Source organism: Pseudohongiella spirulinae, assembly GCF_001444425.1.
GTDB lineage: Bacteria > Pseudomonadota > Gammaproteobacteria > Pseudomonadales > Pseudohongiellaceae > Pseudohongiella > Pseudohongiella spirulinae.
This window is the reverse complement of the sequence record NZ_CP013189.1, coordinates 2020567-2045171: the sequence shown is the minus strand read 5'-3', so window position 1 is coordinate 2045171 and position 24605 is coordinate 2020567. Positions and strand designations below refer to the sequence as shown.

Below are 24605 nucleotides of genomic sequence, written 5' to 3'. Positions count from 1 at the left end.
CCCGGCCGCATGGCAATGATCGCAACACTGCAGCACTGGTTAGGCCGTTACAGCTATACGCTGGCCTTTCTGGTGCTGTTTTTTTTGTGGCTCTGGTTAAGACCGGAGGCGCCGACTCAGGTTTATCAGCTTGATGGCGCGACCATGGGCACGCGGTATCAGATTCTGATAGCCGGCTTTCCTGAATCAGTGTCTGATCAGGAGCTGGCAGACGGTATTGAGCAGCGCCTGTTTAGACTGGACAGGGAATTGATGTCGACTTATGCGCCAGACTCTGAATTGTCACAATTTAATCGCAGTGAGCCCGGACAATGGGTGGATGTATCGCCAGAGCTCGCCTATGTGGTACATCGCTCACTTCATTTTAGTGACATGACTGGCGGGTATTTTGATGTGACAGTCGGGCCTCTGGTTGACCGTTGGGGATTTGGCCCTGATCAACAGGGTTCGCTTAGCTGGACCCGTATTCCTGATCAGGCGGAAATATCCCGCCTGCAGTCTCAGGTGTCCTATCAGGCCCTGCAGGTCAGTCTGCAGCCTCCCCGTCTGCGCAAGGAAAGAGACGTAAAGCTGGACCTTAGCGGTATCGCCAAAGGATATGCAGCTGATGTTATTGCTGATTACTTTGATAGCGTAGGGCAGAACAGCTATTTTATCGAGATTGGCGGTGAGTTGCGTATCCGGGGTCTCAAGCCTGACGGCAGCGCCTGGGTACCAGCTATTGAGAAACCCGAAGACGGGGTGCCTGAAATCTGGGCGGTGTTGAACACGCAAGGGGAATCATTAGGCATTGCCGGGTCCGGCGATTACCGTAATTATTTTGAGGAAGACGGTGTTCGTTACTCGCACGAGATTGATCCCTTTACCGGTAAGCCAGTGACTCATCAACTGGCGGCTGTTAACGTAATTGCTGACGACGCACTGACCGCTGACGCCCTGGCCACTGCCTTTATGGTCATGGGGGAACAGCGTTCCGCAGAGCTGGCGGAGCAGCACGGACTGGCCGCCTACTTTATAGTAAAATCCCCCAACGGGGATGGCTTTGAGGCGCGATATACGTCCCGTTTCGCGCATTATCTGGAGGAAGCACCATGACAACCGTATTAGCAACATTTGTTATTCTGATGCTGGTCGTGGCCGGTATGGCCGTGGGTGTCATATTCGGGCGTCAGCCGATCAAAGGTTCCTGTGGCGGGCTTAACAATGTCGGCATTGATCAAACCTGCGAGCTGTGCGGCGGTAATCCTGCCAAATGTGAAGAGAGCACCCGATGATCCGCAAGAAATACGACATTATTGTCGTTGGCAGCGGGCCGGCTGGTGAGTCGGCGGCGATTAATGCTGCCAAACATGGCAAGTCGGTGGCTCTGATCTCGGATCGGGATCAGGTGGGCGGTAACTGCACTCATCTGGGCACCATTCCATCCAAAGCTCTGCGCCATTATGTGAAGCAGGTCATGCAGTTTCGTTCCAACCCGCTGCTCAGAGAGTTCGCTACACTGCATAAACCCGGTTTTCAGGAGATCATGCGCCACGCCGAGCGGGTGATTGAAGAGCAGGTGTATCTGCGCAGCAACTATTACGAAAAAAATGATGTTGATGTGATTCAGGGGCATGCCGTTTTTCAGGATGCCAACACCATCAAACTGGGCAGCAAGGGTCCGACCCTGAAGGCGGACTATTTCATTGTTGCCACCGGTTCGCGACCCTACCGGCCGGCTGAAGTGGATTTTGATCACCCGCGTCTGTTTGACAGCGACAAGATCCTCACCCTGGATCACACGCCCAAAAAAGTCACTGTGATCGGGGCAGGTGTAATCGGCTGTGAATATGCGTCTATCTTTGGCGGACTGGGCTGCAAGGTTGAATTGATCAATCCAGCCGAATCACTGCTCTCCTTTCTTGACTGGGAAATCTCCGATGCGCTGAGTTATCACCTGCGAGACATTGGTGTGCGCAGTCGTCATAAAGAAGAGTTCGAAGAAATCGAGTACCACGATAATTATGTCGTGACCCACCTGAAGTCTGGCAAGAAGATCAAGAGTGATATTATTTTGTGGGCTAACGGTCGAACCGGCAATTCGGACGGCCTGGGGCTGATTGAACTGGGTGTAAAAGCAAACAGCCGGGGCCAGGTTCAGGTTAACGAGCGTTACCAGACGTCCGTGGAGAACATTTTTGCCGCTGGCGACATAATCGGCTGGCCCTCGCTGGCCAGTGCTTCCTATGATCAGGGCAGGGCTGCCTGCAACGCTATTGTGGCGCCGGATGATTTTGTGGCCATCAACCGGGTGGCCTCGGGTATTTACACCATTCCGGAGATCAGCACGCTGGGGCGTACCGAGCAGGAACTGACTGCCGAACAGGTGCCCTATGAAGTGGGCAAGGCGTTTTTTAACAATACAGCCCGCGGCCAGATCACGGGCGAGTCGGTGGGCATGCTGAAAATCATATTCCACTTCGATACCCTTGAGATTCTGGGTATCCACTGTTTCGGTGACCAGGCCTCAGAGATCGTGCATATTGGTCAGGCCATCATGGAGCAGAAGGGTAAGGCCAATACGATGAAGTATTTTCTCAATACCACTTTTAACTACCCAACCATGGCCGAAGCCTATCGAATAGCCGCCCTGGATGGCCTGAACCGGGTGTTTTAAAAGCCTGCTGCGGCCTTACACAGCCTGTGAGAACACGTTTATGCTCGCTGTCATTGCAAATTAAACAATAAGGAGAATTCAGTGCCTGAACAGACAGTCAGTGTTCTGGGTGGTGGCAGTTTTGGCACGGTACTGGCCAATATCATTGCCGGCAATGGTTTCAGGGTTAATTTCTGGATGCGCAACAGTGAGCTTGTAGAGCAGGTCAATGCGCTGCACGAAAACCCGCAGTATTTGCCGGGATACAGTCTGGACCACAAGGTTCATGCAACTGACGATATTCTGCGAGCCGTTTCCGGCAGTCGCACGGTATTTGTGGCCGTACCCAGTGCCTATTTCCGGACCGTGGTCCGTAAACTCAAACCTGCCGTCAGCGAAGATACCATTCTGGTCAGCACCACCAAAGGCATTGAGGCTGGCAGCTTTCTGTTGATGAGCCAGATTCTGCAACAAGAGCTGCCGCAATCCCCCACAGGAGTGCTCAGCGGCCCCAATCTGGCTGGTGAGATTGCCACACGAAGTCTTACGGGCACCGTCATTGCCAGTTCCAGTGAATCCGTGCGAGAGCGGGTCAGAGAAGTACTGCGGTCGGATTATTTCCGGGTTTATACCAATGACGATATGTTTGGGGTTGAGCTGGGTGGTTCTCTAAAAAATATTTACGCCATTATTGCCGGTCTGGCCTCTGCCATGGGTATGGGGCAAAACACCAATAGCATGTTGATTACCCGAAGCCTGACCGAAATGGCGCGTTTCGGCCGTGAACTTGGCGCTGATCCGATGACCTTTTTGGGACTGGCAGGTGTCGGTGACTTGATTGTAACCTGTTCTTCTTCGTTGAGCCGGAATTTTCGTGTAGGCTTTGCTTTGGGTCAGGGCAAGTCACTGCAGGAGGCCGTAGCCGAACTCGGGCAGGTCGCCGAGGGAGTCAATACTCTGAAGCAGGTCAAAGAAAAGGCCGATCAACTCGGAATTTACATGCCACTGGCCTCGGGACTGTATAAGATTGTGTACGAAGGGTATGCAGTGGATCAGGTCATTTCGGCGCTGATGCATGGCGAAGGTGCCCTGGATGTCGAATACGAAGCCAGCCGAAGCAAGCAATTGACAGGAGCGAGTGCATGTCCGACGAATTCGTAGATAACCTCAAAAAACCGTCAGCCTGGCTGCGGGTATTATTCATGGCCGGCTTTGTAGTAGCCCTTTATGTCACGGGGGTCGTGCTGCTGGTCATCATGCTGGCACAGATCATATTCAGTCTCCTGACGGGTGGCGACAATCAGAATCTTCGACGCCTGGGTGCGGGTCTTTCTGGTTATGTCAGCGAGATTCTTGCGTATCTGACTTATAACTCAGAGCTGCGACCCTTTCCTTTTTCTAGTTTTCCGCAAACGTCAGACCCGGAAAACGATCCCGAACCAAAGCCCGGGCCGGAGGCTGATTCAGAGCCAGCGTCAGACGCCAGGCCTGAGCCCGAGTCAAAGTCTGAGCCAACGTCCGAACCTGACCCCAGGCCTCGATCAGATCCATCACCCAAGGCTGAATCGCAGCCCGAATCAAAAGCCGACAAGGCGGAATCCAAACCCGTGGCACGAAAAAAACCGGCTGCAACAAAAAAAACGGCTGCAGCAAAAAAAGCTGCGAGTAGCAAAAAAAGTACGGCTGCCCCTAAACCGGCTGCCCGCAAACCACGTACAACAGGCAAGTCTGCAAAAACTGAAGGTGATGGTGATAGCTGATATCCGTAGTTTACTTTCAAGCCTCATGGGGCTGTTGCTGTGCGCGGGAATGACGGTAGTCTCTGCAGATACACCGGGCTCGTCTGATTTCCCCGGCATCGATCGCTTTCCCGGCTCCGAGATTGTCAATTTTCAGCGCGATGACAATACCGTCTATGCGCTGGCCCTGGGGCGAATGCAGCGGGCCGCTGGCACCGTGGCGCCGAGCAATGCGGAGCGATTCAGTGGCAACCTGTGGCGCATCACCTATCGTATTCCTGACGGCTTTGATGCGCAGGAAGTTTACAACCACTTTAGGTCGCAATTGCTGGTAGCCGGTCAGCGAGAGCTGTTTGCCTGTCAGGGGCGTGGCTGTGGCAGCAGTAATTTCTGGGCTAACGATCAATTTAATAATCGCGTTCTGTACGGTCCGGAAGCCAATCAGTCCTACCTCGCCAGCACATTCCAGGTCACAGCGCAGGGTCAGGAGCGGGTTGGCTACGCGGCCCTGTATGTGGTGACCCGGGCAAATCGGCGCATGTATGCGCACCTGGATTTTCTGGAGCTGGCAGGTGCACAGGCCGATGAACAGCGTGCAGGCGTACTGGCAACAGCCCAGGCTATGCAGCTGCGCTTACAGAACGATGGCGTTATTGTGATTCCAGGGCTGTCATTTAACGAAGACGATGAGCTGGTGGATGAGCAGGGGTTGCAGCTGCTGGCAGAGGTCATGCAGGCCGATGCGCTGCTGAGCATCTATCTGGTGGGGCATCTGGCTGATGATCAGCCACTGGAGACATTGCAGCAGCGTTCAATGAACCGGGCTTTGGCTGCTCAGCAGGCTCTCATTCGGCTGGGTGTGGATGCCGATCGCATTAATCCTCAGGGTGTTGGTCCTCTGGCCCCTTACTGCCGCCCCGGGCCTTGTGGTTCACGCATCGACGCGGTGCTGCAGTAAGTCTCCCCCTCCTGTCGGACAACTTGTGGCGACTGCCTGTCAGGGATAGTCGCCGCAATCAGCGCTGAATTAGCGACAGAAATTCATTGCGGGTACTCTGACTGTTGCGGAAAGCCCCAAGCATGCACGATGTGGTCATCACCGAATTCTGCTTTTCCACGCCACGCATCATCATGCACATGTGCTGAGCCTCGATAATCACCCCGGCACCGGCAGCACCGGTTTTTTCAATGATGACCTCGGCAATTTCTTTGGTCAGATTTTCCTGAATCTGCAGGCGACGGGCAAACATATCCACGATGCGTGCTATCTTCGACAAACCGATCACCTTGCCCTTGGGCAGATAGGCAACATGGCATTTGCCGATAAATGGCAGCATGTGATGCTCGCACATGGAATATAATTCGATGTTTTTGACGATGACCATCTCTTCAGAAGAGGAGGGGAACATGGCGTTGTTGATCACTTCGTCGATGTTCTGCTGATAACCGCGGGTCAGAAACTGCATGGCCTTGGCGGCGCGCAGCGGTGTATCTACCAGTCCCGGCCTGTTCAGATTTTCGCCAATGTCGGCGATGATCTCCCGGTAAGCCTGAGTCATGCCGGAGAGTTTGTCAGCGGGTTGCAGAGGTGTTTTGCTCATGCCAGGGTCACTCGTCAAAAAAAGATCGATACCGTACGATATCACCATGGCTTCGTAAAGCAATTTTTAGGACAAGATAATGCAATTAGAGGAATGCCTGTCCCGGCTAGCCGAGCAGTTTGAAGAGGCCGACCTGTATTATGGTCACGGAACGGACAATGCCTGGGATGAGGCGGTCTATCTGGTGTTTTCATTGCTGGGTCTGTCATTTGATGAGGAGGTAGACCCCGCCCAGCCTGTCAGTGCCGGGCAGTGGCAGCACATCGTGTCGCTGGCGGACAAGCGCATCAACAATCGCATACCCGTAGCCTATCTGATAGGGGAGGCCTGGTTTGCCGGTCTGCCATTTAATGTTGATGACAGAGTGTTGGTGCCCCGTTCGCCGATAGCGGAATTGATAGCCAATGATTTCCAGCCTCTGCTGGATGAGTCGCCCCGACGTATTCTGGATCTTTGTACTGGCAGTGGCTGCATTGGTATCGCCACAGCCATCTGCTTCCCGCAGGCGCAGGTGGATCTGGCTGATATATCAGAGGATGCGCTGGCGGTTGCGCGCAGCAACATCGAGCGACATCAATTGCAGGATAGGGTACATGCCATCCAGTCGGACCTGTTCTCGTCACTGACTGAGCGCTGTGCCGGGCACGGCCCCTACGACCTGATTGTCTCCAATCCACCGTATGTGTCTGCGCAGGAAGTGGCAGAGCTGCCGGCCGAATATCAATCGGAGCCGTCACTGGGGCTGCTGTCTGAGGACGAAGGCCTGGCCATACCCCTGGCAATCCTGCAGCAGGCGTCAGACTACCTGAGTGAGAACGGTCTGCTGGTGCTGGAGCTGGGTTATACCTGGCTCTTATTGGAGCAGCGCTGTCCACGTCTGCAGGTCACGTGGCTGGAATTTGAGCACGGCGGTGAAGGCGTATTGGCGATCAGCCGCGCTGAGCTGATTCGTGCCAGACAGGCACTTCGTGTATAATACCCGCCTTTTTACTCAGTAATGGAAGCCTGACCGATGGCCGGCAATACCATAGGAAGTCTGTTCACTGTCACCAGTTTTGGCGAAAGCCACGGCCTGGCACTGGGTTGTATTGTGGATGGCTGCCCGCCCGGTCTGGAACTGTCAGAGGCCGATCTGCAGCGTGATCTGGATCGGCGCAAGCCGGGCCAGTCGCGTTTTACCACGCAGCGCCGTGAAGCTGATGAAGTGAAAATTCTGTCAGGTGTGTTTGAGGGCAAAACCACCGGAACACCGATTGGCCTGATCATAGAAAACACGGATCAAAGGTCTAAAGATTATAGTAAAATCAAGGATATATTTCGCCCTGCTCACGCCGATTATACCTATCAGCAAAAGTATGGTCTGCGGGATTATCGGGGCGGTGGCCGCTCTTCTGCCCGAGAAACGGCCATGCGGGTGGCGGCTGGCGCGATTGCCAAGAAGTACCTGGCGCAACATTGTGGCGTGCAGGTGCGTGCCTATCTCAGCCAGCTTGGGCCGATCAAGGCCGAGGTGCTGGACTGGGATCAGGTAGAGCAAAATCCGTTTTTCTGTCCGGATGCCGGGAAAGTGGCAGAGATGGAAACGTATATGGCTGCGCTGAATAAAGAAGGCAATTCCATTGGTGCCCGGATTTCAGTTGTCGCCAGCGGCGTGCCGGTCGGTCTGGGTGAGCCGGTGTTTGACCGGCTGGACGCCGATATTGCGCATGCCCTGATGAGTATAAATGCTGTTAAAGGCGTGGAAATCGGTGCAGGTTTTGAGTCAGTAACCCAGAAAGGCACCGAGCATCGCGATGAAATGACGCCTGAGGGGTTTCTGTCGAATAACGCCGGCGGTGTGCTCGGTGGCATTTCCAGTGGCCAGGATGTCGTGGCACATATTGCGTTGAAGCCGACTTCCAGTCTGCGCTTGCCGGGGCGATCGATTGATATCCACGGTCAGTCGGCGGAGGTGGTGACAACCGGGCGGCATGATCCCTGCGTGGGTATTCGTGCGGTGCCCATCGCCGAGGCCATGTTGGCCATTGTGCTGATGGATCATCTGCTGCGCCACCGCGCACAGAATTTTGATGTAACGTGCAGCACACCAAAAATATAATAATTTCATAGATCTGTAATTGAAATTTAACACTGCCACCTATGGTAGGTGGCTCGACATGCGGGAATGATTCATGGCTGGAAAAACCTTATACGACAAGCTCTGGGATTCACACCTGGTCAAGCAGCGCGACGATGGCACAGCATTGATTTACATCGATCGTCAGCTGATTCATGAGGTCACCTCACCGCAGGCCTTTGAAGGTCTGCGTCTGGCCGGGCGTAAACCCTGGCGTGCGGATGCCAACCTGGCAACGCCTGATCACAATATTCCGACCACCAAGGCGGAACGCAGCCGTGGCCTGGATGGCATTATCGATCCGGTATCGCGTATTCAGGTCAAGACGCTGGATGAGAACTGTCGTGAGTTCGGCATCACAGAACTTGATATGAACGATATCCGTCAGGGTATTGTGCATGTGGTCGGGCCGGAGCAGGGTGCAACGCTGCCCGGCATGACCATTGTCTGCGGTGATTCGCATACCTCTACTCACGGTGCACTGGGTGCGCTGGCACACGGTATCGGCACCTCCGAAGTTGAGCATGTGATGGCCACGCAGTGTCTGATTCAGCGCAAGATGAAAAATATGCTGATTCGCGTCGATGGCCATTTGAACCCGGGCGTGACTGCCAAGGATATCGTGCTGGCCATTATCGGTGAAATCGGCACAGCCGGCGGTACCGGCTATACCATCGAATTTGGCGGTGAGGCCATCCGTTCGTTGAGCATGGAAGGGCGCATGAGTGTCTGCAATATGGCGATTGAGGCCGGTGCCCGTGCGGGTCTGATTGCCGTTGATGAAACCACCATTGATTACATCAGGGGTCGGCCCATGGCCCCGCAGGGTGAGATGTTCGAGCGTGCTGCTGATTACTGGCGTACGCTGGTCAGCGACCCGGATGCACATTTTGATCGTGTGGTGGTGCTGGATGCGGCTGATATTATTCCGCAGGTCACCTGGGGAACTTCCCCGGAAATGGTAGCGCCGGTCACCGGTGAAGTGCCGGACCCCGATCAGGAAAAAGATCCGGGTCGTGCCAGCAATATCCGTCAGGCGCTGAAATATATGGGTCTGAAGCCGCGCACACCCATCAAGGATATCAAGCTGGAGTATATCTTTATCGGTTCGTGCACCAACTCGCGTATCGAAGACCTGCGCGCCGCGGCTGCGGTTGTCAAAGGCCGCAAGGTGGCTGACAGCGTGGAGCTGGCCATGGTGGTGCCGGGTTCCGGTCTGGTCAAACAGCAGGCCGAAGCAGAGGGTCTGGACAAGATCTTTATCGAAGCAGGCCTGGAATGGCGTGAGCCCGGCTGCTCAATGTGCCTGGCCATGAACGCCGACCAGTTGCCGGCAGGCAAGCACTGTGCGTCGACCTCCAACCGTAACTTTGAAGGCCGTCAGGGCTTTGGTGGTCGCACCCACCTGGTCAGTCCGGCCATGGCCGCGGCCGCCGCCGTACATGGCCATTTTGTGGATGTGCGCGATATTCTGCTGGAGCACTGAGCGACAGGCATTGGCAGGGTTCGCCACCGGCAGACCTTAATTGATGACAGTATTTGAGTGAACGATTATGAAAGCATTTACCGTACATACCGGCCTGGCTATGCCACTGGACCGGGCCAATGTGGATACCGACTTCATTATCCCCAAGCAGTTTCTGAAGTCGATCAAACGCAGTGGTTTTGGCGTCAATCTGTTTGACGAGCACCGTTACCTGGATAAGGGCGAGCCGGATGCCGATAACAGCAAGCGTCCCGTCAATCAGGAATTTGTATTGAATCAGCCCCGTTATCAGGGTGCCAGTGTATTGCTGGCGCGGGATAACTTTGGCTGCGGTTCAAGCCGTGAACACGCACCCTGGGCGCTGGATGACTATGGTTTTCGTGTCATCATTGCACCGAGCTTTGCCGATATTTTTTTCAATAATTGCTTCAAGAATGGAATATTACCCATTGTTCTTGATAAAGATACTGTCGACCAGTTGTTTAAAGAGGTTGAGGCGCAGGAAGGTTATCAACTGACGGTTGATCTGCCCGCGCAAACCATCAACAAGCCCGATGGCAGCACGATTGCGTTTGAAGTGGACGGCTTCCGCAAGCACTGCCTGCTGAACGGTCTGGACGACATCGGCCTGACACTGGAGGATGCCGACGCCATTGCAGCGTTCGAGACCCAGTGGCGGGATAAATCCCCCTGGTACTTTCCGGCGCAACAATAAGCGCTGACGTGATCAGGTTTTTAATCCAAGGGAGTTATTATGAAGAAGTATAATGTTGCGGTTGTGGGTGCCACCGGTGCGGTAGGCGAGACCCTGATCAGCATTCTGGAAGAGCGCGATTTTCCGGTTAATGAACTGTTTCCGCTGGCCAGTGAGCGCTCTGCCGGCAGCAAAATACAGTTCCGCGGCAAGTCTGTGACAGTCCAGAATCTGGCCGATTTCGATTTTTCCAAAGCCGATATCGGTCTGTTTTCAGCCGGTGGCAGCATTTCCGAGATCTACGCACCCAAGGCCGGCGCGGCGGGGTGTATAGTTATCGACAATACCTCTCAGTTCCGCTATGACGAAGATATACCATTGGTGGTGCCGGAAGTTAATCCGGAAGCCATTGCCGGCTATAAAACCCGTAACATCATAGCCAACCCTAACTGCTCGACCATTCAGATGCTGGTGGCGCTGAAACCCATTCATGACAAAGTGGGCATTACCCGGATCAATGTGGCGACCTACCAGGCGGTATCCGGCACCGGTAAAGAGGCCATCGAAGAGCTGGCCGCCCAGACCGCAGCGCTGCTTAACGGCAAAGAGGCTGAGTGCAATGTGTATCCCAAGCAGATCGCCTTTAATGCGCTGCCGCACATTGATGTATTTCTGGACAATGGTTACACCAAGGAAGAGATGAAAATGTCCTGGGAAACCAAAAAGATCATGGATCCGGCCATCGAAGTGAATGCAACCTGCGTGCGCGTGCCGGTATTCTATTCACACTCTGAGGCGGTGCATCTGGAAACCCGGGAGCCAATCACGGTAGAAGAGGTGCGTGAACTGATTCGCAATGCACCGGGTGCCGTGTTGATGGATGAGCGCAAAGACGGTGGCTATCCGACAGCGGTCGGTGATTCTGCTGGCAAGGATGAAGTGCTGGTGGGTCGGATCCGCAAGGATATTTCACATCCCAACGGTATTGATATGTGGATTGTCGGTGACAATGTCCGTAAAGGCGCGGCGCTGAACTCCATTCAGATCGCTGAGGTGTTGATAAAAGACTATTTATCATAAATACTCGGACGTCAAACGATCAAAATAAAAGGAATATGAAATGATCAAACGGTTGCTCTCCTGTCTGACGGTGCTGGCGATGCTGGCTGCCGGTCCGGTAGCAGCCGTCGAACTGGGTGAGTTGACCCTTAACAGTCGCAGCGGGCAACCGCTGCAAGCTGTGATCAGTCTGCAGGATGTGCAGGGCGTGTCGGCCGCGGATATAACGGTTAGCGTGGCCTCTGCGGACGATTTTGAGCGCTTCTCTCTGGAGCGTAATCCCGTCCTGGATAATCTGCAGGTGACATTGGACTTGAGTGCTAATGGTGGTCCGGTTGCCAGACTGGATACCACTGTCACCGTCAATGAACCTTTTATTGCCCTGGTCCTGGAGACGCGCTGGCCAACCGGACGCCTGCTGACCGAATACACGCTGCGACTTGAGAGTCCGGCATTCTCCTCGGGAGTGGCCTCGCAGGTCATTTCCCCCAGTCGCTCGGTTAACGAAGAACCCATCGTTGATGAAACACAGGCTGATGAGCCGCTCAATGCAGAACAGCAAGCAGAACCTCAACTGGCTGATGTGCCGGTTACCAGCGATCCTGTCGCCGGACAGTCTGACGATAGTCAGAGCACAGCCACTGAAGCAGCCACAAGTGCCCAGGCACCGACCGAAGAGCCGTCCAGCACGCCCGCGTCGCCCCCGGTTATCTCTAATGCCAGTACGCTGACGGTCAATGCCGGAGACACCTTGTGGGAACTCGCTCTGCGAGCCAGGCCTGATGACTCGGTGAGCGTCCAGCAAACCATGCTGGCGCTGCAGCGTCTGAATCCAGATGCCTTTATCGGCGGCAATATCAATCAGGTGCGCCGCGGTGCCGTGCTGAACGTACCGGAAATGGCTGAAATTCGCCGTCTGGGCCAGACAGAGGCCGTGCAGCAGGTTGCGCAGCAGAACCAGGCATTCGCGGCACGGGCAACGACTCCACAGCCCACTGCGGCTGCGCCGGGCAGCGCAACTGGCGGTAATGCGCAGGGTGAGCTGCGGGTAGTCAGCGTGGACGAAGAGCAAAACGAACCGGTTGATGTGGATGCGGCCGGCAGCCAGGATGCAGAGCGCGAGCAGCGCCTCAATGAACTGGAGGACCGCCTGGCGGTGCGTCAGGAAGAACTTGATCGGCTCGATTCTGAAAATTCTGAGCTGAATGCGCGCCTGGATATGCTGCAACAGCAGATTGCCTCCGCTCAGGAGATAATCCGCTTGCGCGATCTGGAATTGGCGCAGTTGCAGTCCTCGCTGGCTGAACAGCAGCGTGAGCAGGCGATAGCCGAGCCGCCACCTCCGACGGTAGTCACTCTGGCACCCGAGGCAGGCCCGTTGCAGCGCTTGATGAATTCACTGGTCAGTAATACCTGGATGTTGCTGGGGCTTGCGGTTGCGCTGATATTGATATTGGTGCTGATCCTGGTGTGGCGCAATCGCAGCGCGCGGGCTGCCGAACAGGAAAATGAACATGATGCCGATAAACTGAAAATCGGCGAAGAAGATTCTGACGAATTGCTGTTTGCTGGTGTGGCGGCTGCAGCAGCAGAGGCTGATGCCGACGCCGATGCGCGTCGTGAAGACCTGACAGACGATGCGGCAATTCAAGATGATGATGGCGTTGTCTATACGCCGAGCGGAGAGGCCGCCGCGCTGGCCGAGCAGGCGTCTGCGGACACTGACAGCAGTCAAACGTCTGATTTTGACCGAATGTTGTCAGAAGAGCAGCAGCCCATATCGGGTGAAGAGCCTTCAGCGGGTGAGGAGCCTTCAGCGGGTGAAGAGCCTTCAGCGGATGAAGAGCCCTCAGCGGGTGAAGAGCTCAGCGACTCAGATACGGCCTGGACTGACAGCACTGGTGATTATACTCTGGACGATGAGTTCGATCTGGACAGTTCGGCCGATCCGCAGCCCGAGTCTGCTCCGGCAAAAGAATCTGATGACTTTGATGCTGACCTGGAGTGGCCGACAGAATCTGAAGAACCAGAACCAGAACCAGAACCAGAACCAGAACCAGAACCAGAACCAGAACCAGAACCAGAACCAGAACCAGAACCAGAACCAGAACCAGAACCTGAGCCAGAACCTGAGCCAGAACCTGAGCCAGAGCCGGAGCCAGAGCCGGAGCCAGAGCCGGAGCCGGAGCCAGTCGCCGTAGATGGTGACGACGATGATGACTTCGATGATCTGGCCTTTATACCATCTGAAGAACTGACGGCGGATGACGACCTGGACGATGACGACGAGGATTTCCCTTTCCTGTCCGATAGTGATGAAGCCGCCACCAAACTGGACCTGGCGCGCGCCTACATCGACATGGGCGATGAAGAGGGTGCCCGGGAGATTCTGGCGGAAGTGCTTGAGGAAGGCACTGAGTCCCAGCGTCAGGATGCCCAGGCCTTGCTAGATCGTCTGTGAACAACCGTATAGCACTGGGTGTTGAGTACAACGGTGCCGCCTTTTCGGGTTGGCAGCGTCAACTGGCCCCGCCATTGCCTACCATTCAGGGCTTGCTGGAGCAGGCGCTGAGCAGGATTGCCGACCAGCCGGTGAGTATAAGCTGTGCTGGCCGCACCGATGCTGGTGTGCATGCAACCGGCCAGGTTGTACATTTTGATACCGTCAAAGACCGGGGCCCAAAAGCCTGGATTATGGGGACCAATACTCAACTGCCCCCCCAGATTCGTGTGCAATGGGCCTGTACTGTTGATGATCGTTTTCACGCCAGACATTCCGCAACGGCACGCCGCTACCGCTATATCATTTACGATGAGCCGGTGAAGCCGACGGTACTGGTCGGCCAATTGACTCATAGCCGGGAAAAACTGGATGTCGACAGTATGCACCGGGCCGCACAGGCGCTATTGGGCGAAAATGATTTCAGCGCCTTCAGGGGCAGCGGTTGCCAGTCCAGTACACCTTTTCGTTACGTTCATGAGATCAAGGCCTACCGCCATAACCGATTTGTTGTCGTGGAGGTTGAGGCCAACGCGTTTTTACTGCATATGGTCAGGAATATAGTTGGCACCTTGCTGCATGTCGGGCAGGGCAGGCAGCCTGAATCCTGGGTGGCGCAGATACTGGCAAGCCGGGATCGCCAGCAGGCGGCCGAAACTGCCAGGCCAGATGGCCTGTTTCTGGTCCATGTAAGCTATCCTGGCTACCCTGATCTGCCGATGTTGCCTTTGGGACCCTGTTTTCTCTGAATTTTTAAGCGGACAGGCGTTTTACTCACCCAAGGCTGCGGGTTCTCTGTTAAAATCACCTGCTTCGCTGAACAGCCAGATTGTCGACTCATGAGCACTGCATACACAAACAACAGCCAGACCATGCCGCGCACCCGCGTCAAGATCTGCGGAATCACCCGCCCGGATGATGCGCGGCAGGCGGCGTGGTTTGGAGCCGATGCACTGGGTTTAGTATTTTATCCACCCAGCAAGCGTGCCGTGAGTCCCGCACAGGCTGCGGTGATAGTCTCGGTGACTCCCGTTTTTGTGAGCATGATCGGACTGTTCGTCAATCCCGACAAGAAAGATGTGCGCGATGCGCTCAGGCAGGTTCGGCTGGACTGTCTGCAGTTTCACGGTGATGAAGACGCGGCTTTTTGCGAGTCATTCGGTTTGCCTTACATGAAGGCGGTGAGGGTCAAGCCCGGGCAGGACGGTCTGGCCGCCGATCCGCTTCAGGAAGCATCCGCACATCCAAATGCCAGTGCGATATTGCTGGATGCGTTTGACGCCCGGCAGGCCGGCGGCACTGGCAAACAGTTTGACTGGACTGTGGCACGACGCTGTGTAGAACAGTGCAACGTGCCGGTGGTACTGGCCGGCGGCCTGAAGGCTGCCAATGTCGCTCAGGCCATCACGCAGGTTCGACCCTGGGCGCTCGATCTGAGCAGCGGGGTAGAAAGTGAGCCGGGTCTGAAAGATCCGGAAAAATTGCAGGAATTTTTCAAAGAGGTTAATCGTGTCTGTATCTGAGTCAGTTAACGTTGCCAAATCGGCAACAGAGCAGGATCTTTTCAGCGGACCCGACCTGAGCGGCCATTTTGGGCGTTTCGGTGGCATATTTGTGGGTGAAACGCTGATGGCAGCGGTCGAGGAGCTCGACCAGGTGTATCGCAAGCTGTCCAAAGATCCTGACTTCTGGCGCGACTACGACAATGACATGAAACATTACGTGGGCCGTCCCTCGCCTCTGTATTTTGCCGAGCGACTGACAAAACACGCCGGTGGCGCGCGTATCATCCTGAAACGCGAAGACCTGAACCACACCGGGGCACACAAAATCAACAATACCATCGGTCAGGCGCTATTGGCCAAATACATGGGCAAGCCGCGTATTATTGCCGAAACCGGTGCAGGTCAGCATGGTGTCGCCAGCGCCACGGTAGCGGCGCGACTCGGTCTGGAGTGTCATGTTTACATGGGCGCTGATGACGTCAAGCGCCAGTCAGCCAATGTCTATCGCATGAAGCTGTTGGGTGCCAACGTCATTCCGGTGACTTCCGGTTCGCGTACCCTGAAAGATGCACTGAATGAGGCGCTGCGTGACTGGGCCACCAATGTGGATAATACCTATTACATCATTGGCACAGTGGCCGGCCCGCATCCGTATCCCATGCTGGTGCGCGATTTCCAGGCCATCATCGGCCGTGAAGCGCGCGCGCAGTCTCTGGAAGAATATGGTCGTCTGCCAGATGCCCTGGTGGCCTGTGTGGGCGGTGGTTCCAATGCCATTGGTCTGTTCCACCCCTTCCTGAAGGATAAAGAAGTCGCCATTTACGGTGTCGAAGCCGGTGGTGATGGTGTTGAAACCGGTCGTCATGCGGCGCCGCTGTCGGCGGGCAAGCCGGGTGTCCTGCACGGCAACCGCACTTACATCATGAGCGACGATAACGGTCAGATCATGGAGACACATTCGGTATCAGCAGGTCTGGACTATCCGGGTGTCGGGCCAGAACATGCCTGGCTCAAAGATATTGGCCGCGCTAATTACGTCTCCGTCACAGATACCGAAGCGCTGGAAGCCTTTCGGCTGACAACGCGGCTGGAAGGGATTATCCCGGCGCTCGAGTCAGCCCATGCGGTGGCTTACGCCTTGAAACTGGCTGCGACCATGAGCCCCGATCAGAACATTGTGGTCAATCTGTCCGGCCGGGGTGATAAAGATATTCATACCGTAGCGGCCATCGACGGCATCAGCGTTTAAGGATGAGGAGAGCATGAGCAGGATTTCAACAAGAATCAGTCAGAAAAAGGCTGATGGCAAAAAGGTTTTGATTCCCTATCTGGTGGCTGGCGACCCGGATGCGGTCACCACAGTGGCCTTGATGCATCAACTGGTCGCTGATGGTGCTGATGTAATAGAGCTGGGTGTGCCTTTCAGCGACCCGTCCTCTGACGGCCCGGTGATTCAATTGGGTGCCGAACGAGCGCTGCGCCAGGGGACAGGATTAAAAGCGGTATTTGACATTGTGCGCCGCTTTCGCGAGCAGGATGACACTACGCCAATAGTGCTGATGGGGTATCTTAACCCGGTGGAGATCCTTGGCTACCAGGCATTCGTTGAACAGGCTTCGCAGGCTGGCGTTGATGGCGTGCTGATTGTCGATCTTCCGGTCAGTGAAGCCAGTGCCTTGCTTGAACTGACCCGGCCGCGTGACATGGATATCATTTTCCTGGTGGCGCCGACCACCACGGAGCGCCGTCTGCAGGGTATCTGTGAACACAGTTCTGGCTACCTGTATTACGTATCCTTGAAAGGTGTCACCGGCGCCGCGATTTCCGACAGTGGCGAGATTGCTGAACGGGTGCAGACTTTGCGCAGCCGCACAGAGCTGCCGGTTGTGGTCGGTTTTGGTATCAAGGACGATAACAGTGCCCGTGCCATGGCCAGCATCAGCGATGGAGTGATTGTGGGCAGCGCGCTGGTAGAGCGGATTGCCGCGCTGACAGATTCCGGCGCCCGGGATCAGGCCAGCATTGCAGAAGCCACCGCCATCATCGCACAGCTGCGTCAGGCAATGGACGCATAAACGCTCGTAAAATGTTATAGTTAACGGCAAGTGTTTTACAGGAATCAGGTATGAGCTGGATTAACAAAATCCTTCCCTCCATTCGCAACAGCAGTGCGGCGCCTGAAGGCGGCAAGCAGAAGTCCAGTGTGCCCGAAGGGCTGTGGAAGAAGTGCCCGCGCTGTGAGGCCGTGCTGTATCGGCCCGATCTGGAGCGCAACCATGATGTCTGCCCCAAATGCGACCATCACATGCGCATCAGTGCCAGACGACGACTGGAGCTGTTCATGGATGCTGAAGGCCAGCAGGAGCTGTTCGGCGACATCGAGCCGGTCGATATTCTCAAGTTCAAAGACCTCAAAAAGTATAAAGATCGGCTGTCAGCCGCTCAAAAGAGCACCGGCGAAAAGGACGCATTGATCGTCATACAGGGCCGGGTCTGTGACGTGGAGAGCGTTGTTGCCGCCTTTGAATTCGGATTTATCGGTGGCTCTATGGGAGCCGTGGTGGGTGAGAAATTCGTCCAGGCGGTCAATCGCTGCATCGAGCAGCGTCTGCCGTTTGTGTGTTTCTCCACCAGTGGCGGCGCACGGATGCAGGAAGCACTGATCTCACTGATGCAGATGGCCAAAACCTCTGCAGCGCTGGAGAAACTGCGTGCCGAAGGCCTGCCGTTTATTTCCGTACTGGTTGACCCGGTCTACGGCGGTGTCTCGGCCAGTCTGGCGATGTTAGGCGATATCAATATCGCTGAACCACGCGCATTGGTCGGGTTCACCGGGCCGGATGTGATCCGCCAGACAGTGCGGGTCAAGCTGCCCGAAGGTTTCCAGCGAGCTGAATTCCTGCTGGAGCACGGAGCGATCGATATGATCGTGCATCGTCAGGACATGCGTCAGACAGTGTCCGGCCTGGTCGCCAAATTACTGCAATTACCTCCGGCTGCCTGATTTGATGACACAGCCCGCCTCGCTGGCGCAGTGGCTGGATTATATCCAGCAGCTTCACCCCTCAGAGATAGACATGGGGCTTGACCGGCTGCGCCTGGTGGCGCAGCGTATAGGCCTTGGCCGTCCGGCACCAGTGGTGATTACAGTGACCGGCACCAATGGCAAGGGTAGCCATGTTGCCACTCTGGAAGCGCTTTGTATCGCGCTGGGTTATCGCACGGCCGCATACACCTCACCGCATTTATTGAAGTACAACGAACGCGTGCGCATCAATGCGCAGGACATCGATGATGCCTCCCTGGAACAGGCGTTTTCGACTATTGAACAGGCGCGCGGCGATATCTCCCTGAGTTATTTTGAATTCGGCACACTGGCGGCATTGATGATCTTTGCCGAGGCTGCTCTCGATGTAGCTATTCTGGAGGTGGGGCTGGGTGGTCGTCTGGATGCCGTAAATCTGGTGGATGCTGATGTCGCGGTGATCAGCAGTATCGGACTTGACCACCAGGAGTGGCTGGGCGATACGCGTGAATCGGTGGCCAGGGAAAAAGCCGGCATTTTTCGCCCAGGCAAACCGGTTATCTGCACAGAAGCGCAACCACCGGCCAATTTGCGTGAGATCGCTGAGCAGCTCGCCTGTCCTTTTTTGCAGTTTGAACAGGATTTTAACGTAATAGAAAGGGCTGATGGCTGGCAGTGGTCGGGTGTCGATTCACAGCGGCAGGGGCACTGGCAGTTGTCCGGGCTGCCGCGTCCGGCGTTGCAGCTGCAAAACGTGGCTGGCGCCGTCCAGGCCGCCATTGCTGCTGGACTGGTCAGCGGGCCGGAGGCGCTTCAGCAAGTGCTGCCCGCCATGCTGAGCAATTTACAGTTAGCCGGCCGACAGCAGTTTATAAACATCAATGGGCAGCAGGTTTTGTTGGATGTTTCACACAATCCACAGGCCGCCCTGGCGCTGGCTGATACGATTGCCCGCTGGCGGGCTGATGCTGTCGGCTCCGCGCCCGGACAGGTCAGATTAGTGCTGGCCATGATGAAAGATAAAGATCACGATGGCTACATTCAGGCTTTAGAAAAGCAGATCGATTTCTGGTATATTGCGCACTTCGATCTGCCACGTTGCATGGCAGCCGATAAGCTGGCGAACCTGGTGCGGCAGCATCCTGTAAAGTCGACGTCAGACAACGTATCCGTTGTGGTATTTGATGGTCCGTTGCATGGCTTATTAAATGCAGCGACAGGTGTGCAGCAAGCATTTTTGGCTGCCTGTGCTGAAGCGTCGCCCGGCGACCTGCTGGTTGTGAGTGGTTCCTTTTTCACCGTGTCAGACGTCATGCAGTTAAAGACGATTACGAGCGAAGACAGATGGCAGTGAGTCAAAACACCCGTCAGCGAATAATCGGCACCATCGTTCTGGGTCTGGTTGCGGTGATTGTGCTGCCCATGATCTTTGACGGAGAAGGCAGCTACCAGCCACCGCTACAAACCCAGATTCCCCCGGTCGCCGAACGTCCGGAAGTGAACCGCAGTCTGCCGCAGCGCCCCGTTATCACTGCCGACTCCGATGCCATCCGAATTCGCCCCGAAACACCTGTAGAAGAATCAATAGCTCCCTCTGACCGGCCAGACCAGCCAGCAACCGACGCTGAGAGTGTAGACGACTCGCAAGAGCAGCTTGCCGATAACAATTCTGCTGACAACAATGATGACGCGCAGTCACAGGCGCTCACTACAGACGAGCCCGCAGCGGATGCTGCACAAGCAGCAGCTGCGGTAGCTGAGCCCCCCGATACAGCGGCCATCACTGCCGCACTGGACAATCAGGGCCTGCCGGAGGCCTGGAGCGTGCGTCTGGCCTCATTCTCAAACCAGACCAATGCCAGCAATCTGCTCAATCGCCTGCTCAGCGATGGTCATCGTGCCTATACACGCCAGATCAGTTCCAGTCAGGGACAGTTGACGGCGGTGTTTGTCGGGCCGCTGATCGACCGTGCAGCCGCTCAGCAACTGCTGGGGCAGATGCGTGAAGATTATCAGCTCAACGGGCTGGTAGTGCGTTATCAGATTGAGGCGCCGTAAATGCTGAACTGGGTCGACATTATTATCTTGAGCATCATTGCGCTGTCGGCTTTGTTTGGTATCTGGCGAGGATTTGTCCGGGAAGTCCTGTCGGTGGTGGTGTGGATAGGCGCCATCGTCGTGGCCCGACTTTACAGTCCGCAGTTCTCCCCTTTGTTTGACAGCCTGACAGACAGTGAAACCGCCCGCTACGTGATGGCCTTTGCCGTGCTGTGTTTTGGCGTGCTGATCCTGGGTGGCATCATCAATCATTTTATGGCCCGTCTGATCAGCGTTGCAGGACTGCAGATCACAGACCGTCTGCTGGGCATACTGTTTGGTGTGGCGCGTGGGGTGATCATTGTGGCCATCATCGTTTATTTTGCCGCTGCCGTTTATCAGACGGAACTGTGGTGGCAACAATCCCTGACACTGCCCTATATCGAACAGGTGATAACCTGGGCGCAGGGCACGCTTGGCATGGACAGCGATCCTGTCCCTGCCGGAGCCTGATTTTTACTAGCTGGTTTACGGAGTATTTTGCATGTGTGGTTTGGTTGGCATCGTTGGCAACTCAGATGTTGCAGTTTCATTGTATGACACCCTCACGGTGTTGCAGCATCGGGGTCAGGACGCGGCAGGTATCGCAACCTGTGACAACGGTAAACTGAGTCTGCGCAAGGACAACGGTCTGGTCAAAGATGTGTTTCGCACCCGCCACATGCGCCGCCTGATCGGTCGCATGGGCATCGGACATGTGCGCTATCCGACTGCCGGCAGCTCCAGCCCTGCGTTGGCGCAACCGTTCTATGTCAACTCCCCATACGGCTTGTGCCTGGCCCATAACGGCAACCTGACCAACTCGGCAACTCTGGCCGAAGAGCTTTACTCCGAGGACCTGCGTCACATCAATACTGACTCCGACTCTGAGGTTCTGTTGAATATTTTTGCTCACGAGCTGCAGCAGGTCGGGCGTGTGGCACCCAGTGCCGACGACGTCTTCAAGGCGGTGCAAGGCGTGCATCGCCGTTGCCGGGGCGGATACGTGGCACTGGTGATGATCACCGGTTACGGCATTGTGGGTTTCCGCGATAAAAATGGTATCCGTCCGCTGGTGTTTGGCAAACGGGAACTGAACGGTCATACCGAGTACATGCTGGCCTCCGAAAGTGTGGCTCTTGACTCGCAGGGTTTTACCCTGGTGCGTGATGTCGCGCCGGGCGAGGCCGTGTATATTGATGCCAAAGGCAATCTGCACACCCAGATCTGCGCCGAGCCGGCGCCCTATACACCCTGCATTTTTGAACATGTTTATTTTGCCCGGCCTGACTCATTGATGGATGGCATTTCGGTGTATAAAGCACGGCTGCGAATGGGTGAGCGACTGGCGGATAAGGTAAAACGTCTGCGACCGGATCATGATATTGATGTGGTGATTCCCATCCCCGACACCAGTCGTACATCAGCCCTGGAACTTGCCAATCGCCTGGGTGTGAAGTATCGAGAAGGGTTTGTGAAGAACCGGTATATAGGCAGGACCTTCATCATGCCGGGGCAGAGTGAGCGTCGCAAATCCGTGCGGCAGAAACTTAACGCCATCGAGCTCGAGTTCCGGGGCAAGAATGTATTGCTGGTGGATGACTCCATAGTGCGTGGCACTACCTGCAAGCAGATTATTCAGATGGCGCGTGATGCCGGTGCCCGCAAGGTGTATTTTGCTTCTGCCGCGCCACCGGTACGTTATCCGAATGTGTATGGCATTGACATGCCGGCTGCCAGTGAACTGATAGCGTATGACAAGACTGAAGAGCAGGTGCAGGAATTGATTGGCGCTGACTGGCTGGTCTTCCAGGATCTGGAAGATTTGATAGCCGCTTCACACGAAGGTAACCCCAAAATTACCCAGTTTGAATGTGCGGTCTTTAATGGTCAGTATATTACCGGTGATGTGGATGATAACTATCTGAAGGCGCTGGAGGCTTCACGCAATGATGCGGCCAAAAAGCAGCAGCGTCGCAAGCCGGAAGAGCCGGCGGATGAGGCCTGATACTCAGGCGCCGGCTATTTTTGCCTGGATGCCTCGTGCGTCCAGGAAGGCCAGGATTGTCTGGCGCTGGTCACCCTGAATTTCGATAGTCGCGTCTTTCACAGAACCACCACATCCGCAATGTGTCTTGAGCGCTTTTGCCAGTTGTGCCAATTGGGGTGCCGTCATGGCAAGGCCTTCTACCAGTGTGACACCTTTGCCTTTTCGACCTTTGGTTTCGCGTCTTATCCTGACGCGGCCATCACCCAGAATCCGTTCGCTGGCATTCGTCCTGCATTGACAGTTTGTTTTAGCCTGACCGCAGTCCGGGCACAGACTGCCTTTGTCCGTGCTGTAAACCAGGCGTGACAGCTGATCGCGCATATTCATGGTTTAGTTGCGATACAGCGGAGGCAGAACGTAAGGCGCCTGCTGCTTCTCTAAACGCCGGGATTTGGCCTGGCCGTCGCGATAGTCGCTGATCAGTGACTGTAACTGCTGGCGTTGGGATTGATCAAAATTCCGGGCATCTTCAGCGCTGTACATGGCCGCCTGCAGATGGGTGAAACTTTGTCTGATGGTTGCGTTGTCAAGGTGTCGTGCCAGGTCATCCAGATTATAAAGGCCGGCATCGTGAAAATACTGACGACCCCAGGCGATCAGGTGCAGCCGAATTTGCTGCGGGTCAGCCTGGCTGATGCTTTTGCTCAGGTCTGCAAAGGATTGCTGCTCATGGCTGTCCTCGATTTCTCGGGCATAGGCTTCGCTGCGTTGGTAAGTGGGTGCAGCCGCTGCAGCGGCCGCTGTCATGGCGGCCAGACGTCGTCGCCACAGCCACCACATGCCAGCCAGCACCAGTACAATCACCAAACTCATCAGATTGATAATCCACACCGGCGTTCTGGCGCTGCTCAGCAATTCGTCCTGCTCAACAAATGCCGCAAGACCATTGTTCTCTGCTGCTTCGTCACCGTCAGCCTCTGACTGTGCAGCAACAGCACCACCAACCGGGTTGACCCTGATCAGCGAAGCCGGAATTTGTGCATTTCTCAGCTCATCAGCTTCGGTGTCCCACCAGGGTAGATTGATTTCCGGAATGACTACCGAACCTTCGCCCGTGGCAACCAGTTCATATGTCTCGGTTCTTGAACCGACGACATTGCCATCGATGACCCGACGCTCAATCACTGGCGCTTCCGGGTAGACATTCATTCGTGCTATTTCTTCTCCGGTTGCCAGCGGTGGCAGGGCAGGGCCGTCCAGCCCGTCAGCCACAATGGTGATCGTGCGCTTGACTGCATCACCTGGCTCCAGAGTGGTGATATCCCGGCTCCAGGTCTCACTGATCTGAATGTTCTTGGCCGGAAGCCAGGTATTGTCCTCAGACGGGAACTCGGTCGGGCGCTCATTAACATCGACGCGATAGCCAGTGGCGAAGGCTGTAACCGGTCGCATATTGGGATTGCGAAACACGAAGTTACTGGAACCATCTGTCAGCTCACCACGAAACACAATATCAGGGATGACCAGCTCACCACTGCGCTGCGGAAAAATCACGTAGTTTTTCTCGTATACACCATAGCGGATTCCGTCAATTAGCTGCTCATACTGGTGTGGCTGTCCGAGCAACTGTACCAGCGCATTGTCGGGTTCCACTTCAGTGAAGTTGGGATTGCGAATCCCGGCAATGGTGTAATACAGACGGATAGTGAACAGCAGTTGTTCCTGCACATAGACAGATTCATCGCTGATCACAGTTTCAAGATATATTTCCTGGCCGCCACCCAGGCCAGCGCCGCTCGGCTCGTTGACGGTGATGGTATAACTTTGTGTTGTAGTGCCTGCAACCTCCAGAGCGGGAACCTGCTGTTCACCCAGCTCTCTGGGGAACAGCACCAGGTCATAGTCAGTCCAGGATTCGATGCGGTTGTTTACCGAGCGCAAATGACTGGCGGAGCGGGTTGAGACAATCTCAAAATTTTCGCGTAAAGGTTCCAGCTCTATGCGAACGCCGCCCTGCTGGCCATGTACACGCACAGTGACTGTAACCGTTTCGCCCCGGGTAATTTCGGTGCGATCAATGCTGGTGTCAACTCTTGGAGGCTGCTGAGCCTGCGCCAGTCCGACCAGCAGGGCCATGACCAGCCCTAAAACACATGTCAGTTGCTGTCTCATAACTCTC

Annotated in this window: 24 protein-coding genes; 21 read left to right on the top strand and 3 right to left on the bottom strand. The window is 55.4% G+C overall.

The window, feature by feature from the left end:
• Window positions 1-9: 9 nt before the first annotated feature.
• The 6 genes from PS2015_RS09315 to PS2015_RS09290 all read left to right on the top strand — a co-directional run bounded on the left by PS2015_RS09315 (window position 10) and on the right by PS2015_RS09290 (window position 5332).
• Complete coding sequence (locus tag PS2015_RS09315; RefSeq protein WP_058021951.1) at window positions 10-1095, top strand: FAD:protein FMN transferase; 1086 nt, start codon at window positions 10-12, stop codon at window positions 1093-1095.
• Complete coding sequence (nqrM, locus tag PS2015_RS09310) at window positions 1092-1274, top strand: (Na+)-NQR maturation NqrM (protein WP_058021950.1); 183 nt, start codon at window positions 1092-1094, stop codon at window positions 1272-1274. Before PS2015_RS09315 ends, nqrM begins: the two co-directional genes overlap by 4 nt.
• Window positions 1271-2656, top strand: a complete 1386-nt coding sequence (sthA, locus tag PS2015_RS09305; RefSeq protein WP_058021948.1) for a Si-specific NAD(P)(+) transhydrogenase — start codon at window positions 1271-1273, stop codon at window positions 2654-2656. Before nqrM ends, sthA begins: the two co-directional genes overlap by 4 nt.
• A gap of 81 nt (window positions 2657-2737) precedes the next feature.
• Complete coding sequence (locus tag PS2015_RS09300; RefSeq protein ID WP_058021947.1) at window positions 2738-3796, top strand: NAD(P)H-dependent glycerol-3-phosphate dehydrogenase; 1059 nt, start codon at window positions 2738-2740, stop codon at window positions 3794-3796.
• Window positions 3778-4395, top strand: a complete 618-nt coding sequence (locus PS2015_RS09295; RefSeq protein WP_058021945.1) for a DUF4389 domain-containing protein — start codon at window positions 3778-3780, stop codon at window positions 4393-4395. Before PS2015_RS09300 ends, PS2015_RS09295 begins: the two co-directional genes overlap by 19 nt.
• Before the next feature lie 49 nt (window positions 4396-4444).
• Window positions 4445-5332 carry a DUF4892 domain-containing protein gene (locus tag PS2015_RS09290; protein ID WP_169792290.1) on the top strand — a complete coding sequence of 296 codons (888 nt, stop codon included), beginning with the start codon at window positions 4445-4447 and terminating at the stop codon, window positions 5330-5332.
• Window positions 5333-5390: 58 nt separating this feature from the next.
• On the opposite strand, the gene folE is transcribed toward PS2015_RS09290, so the two are convergent.
• Window positions 5391-5975 carry a GTP cyclohydrolase I FolE gene (gene folE / locus PS2015_RS09285; RefSeq protein ID WP_058023249.1) on the bottom strand — a complete coding sequence of 195 codons (585 nt, stop codon included), beginning with the start codon at window positions 5973-5975 and terminating at the stop codon, window positions 5391-5393.
• A gap of 79 nt (window positions 5976-6054) precedes the next feature.
• On the opposite strand from folE, the gene prmB reads away from it, so the two are divergent.
• From prmB to purF, 15 genes are all read left to right on the top strand, one after another.
• Complete coding sequence (gene prmB, locus PS2015_RS09280) at window positions 6055-6951, top strand: 50S ribosomal protein L3 N(5)-glutamine methyltransferase (protein WP_058021942.1); 897 nt, start codon at window positions 6055-6057, stop codon at window positions 6949-6951.
• Between the two features lie 36 nt (window positions 6952-6987).
• Window positions 6988-8073 (top strand): chorismate synthase, encoded by a 1086-nt coding sequence (aroC, locus tag PS2015_RS09275; RefSeq protein ID WP_058021940.1) that lies wholly within the window; start codon window positions 6988-6990, stop codon window positions 8071-8073.
• A 73-nt stretch (window positions 8074-8146) separates the two neighbouring features.
• The gene (gene leuC / locus PS2015_RS09270; protein WP_058021939.1) at window positions 8147-9577 is read left to right on the top strand and encodes a 3-isopropylmalate dehydratase large subunit; all 1431 of its coding nucleotides are present in this window, start codon (window positions 8147-8149) and stop codon (window positions 9575-9577) included.
• A 67-nt stretch (window positions 9578-9644) separates the two neighbouring features.
• Entirely contained in the window at window positions 9645-10292 is a 648-nt protein-coding gene (gene leuD / locus PS2015_RS09265; RefSeq protein WP_058021937.1) for a 3-isopropylmalate dehydratase small subunit, read from the top strand.
• A 39-nt stretch (window positions 10293-10331) separates the two neighbouring features.
• Window positions 10332-11351, top strand: a complete 1020-nt coding sequence (locus PS2015_RS09260; protein WP_335338229.1) for an aspartate-semialdehyde dehydrogenase — start codon at window positions 10332-10334, stop codon at window positions 11349-11351.
• Between the two features lie 40 nt (window positions 11352-11391).
• Window positions 11392-13791, top strand: coding sequence for a motility hub landmark protein FimV (locus PS2015_RS09255; protein ID WP_058021933.1), 2400 nt, complete (start codon window positions 11392-11394; stop codon window positions 13789-13791).
• A complete protein-coding gene (truA, locus tag PS2015_RS09250) occupies window positions 13788-14579 on the top strand; it encodes a tRNA pseudouridine(38-40) synthase TruA (protein WP_058021931.1) in 792 nt (263 codons plus the stop codon). Before PS2015_RS09255 ends, truA begins: the two co-directional genes overlap by 4 nt.
• A gap of 123 nt (window positions 14580-14702) precedes the next feature.
• A complete protein-coding gene (locus PS2015_RS09245) occupies window positions 14703-15353 on the top strand; it encodes a phosphoribosylanthranilate isomerase (protein WP_058023247.1) in 651 nt (216 codons plus the stop codon).
• Complete coding sequence (gene trpB / locus PS2015_RS09240; protein WP_058021930.1) at window positions 15340-16584, top strand: tryptophan synthase subunit beta; 1245 nt, start codon at window positions 15340-15342, stop codon at window positions 16582-16584. The genes PS2015_RS09245 and trpB overlap by 14 nt, the downstream gene beginning before the upstream one ends.
• A gap of 13 nt (window positions 16585-16597) precedes the next feature.
• Window positions 16598-17410: a tryptophan synthase subunit alpha gene (gene trpA, locus PS2015_RS09235; RefSeq protein WP_058021929.1), complete on the top strand. Its 813-nt coding sequence runs from the start codon at window positions 16598-16600 to the stop codon at window positions 17408-17410.
• Window positions 17411-17460: 50 nt separating this feature from the next.
• Entirely contained in the window at window positions 17461-18339 is an 879-nt protein-coding gene (gene accD / locus PS2015_RS09230) for an acetyl-CoA carboxylase, carboxyltransferase subunit beta (protein ID WP_058021928.1), read from the top strand.
• Between the two features lie 4 nt (window positions 18340-18343).
• Window positions 18344-19714, top strand: coding sequence for a bifunctional tetrahydrofolate synthase/dihydrofolate synthase (gene folC, locus PS2015_RS09225; RefSeq protein WP_058021927.1), 1371 nt, complete (start codon window positions 18344-18346; stop codon window positions 19712-19714).
• On the top strand, window positions 19705-20418 hold the full coding sequence (locus tag PS2015_RS09220) for an SPOR domain-containing protein (protein WP_058021926.1): 714 nt from the start codon (window positions 19705-19707) through the stop codon (window positions 20416-20418). Before folC ends, PS2015_RS09220 begins: the two co-directional genes overlap by 10 nt.
• Window positions 20419-20910, top strand: coding sequence for a CvpA family protein (locus PS2015_RS09215; protein ID WP_058021925.1), 492 nt, complete (start codon window positions 20419-20421; stop codon window positions 20908-20910).
• A 31-nt stretch (window positions 20911-20941) separates the two neighbouring features.
• Window positions 20942-22444, top strand: a complete 1503-nt coding sequence (gene purF, locus PS2015_RS09210; protein WP_058021924.1) for an amidophosphoribosyltransferase — start codon at window positions 20942-20944, stop codon at window positions 22442-22444.
• 3 nt (window positions 22445-22447) lie between these two features.
• On the opposite strand, the gene PS2015_RS09205 is transcribed toward purF, so the two are convergent.
• Together PS2015_RS09205 and PS2015_RS09200 are read right to left on the bottom strand one after the other, a co-directional pair.
• Window positions 22448-22813 carry a translation initiation factor gene (locus PS2015_RS09205; protein WP_058021923.1) on the bottom strand — a complete coding sequence of 122 codons (366 nt, stop codon included), beginning with the start codon at window positions 22811-22813 and terminating at the stop codon, window positions 22448-22450.
• 3 nt (window positions 22814-22816) lie between these two features.
• Window positions 22817-24598, bottom strand: coding sequence for a BatD family protein (locus tag PS2015_RS09200; RefSeq protein ID WP_082628075.1), 1782 nt, complete (start codon window positions 24596-24598; stop codon window positions 22817-22819).
• Between the last annotated feature and the right edge of the window lie 7 nt (window positions 24599-24605).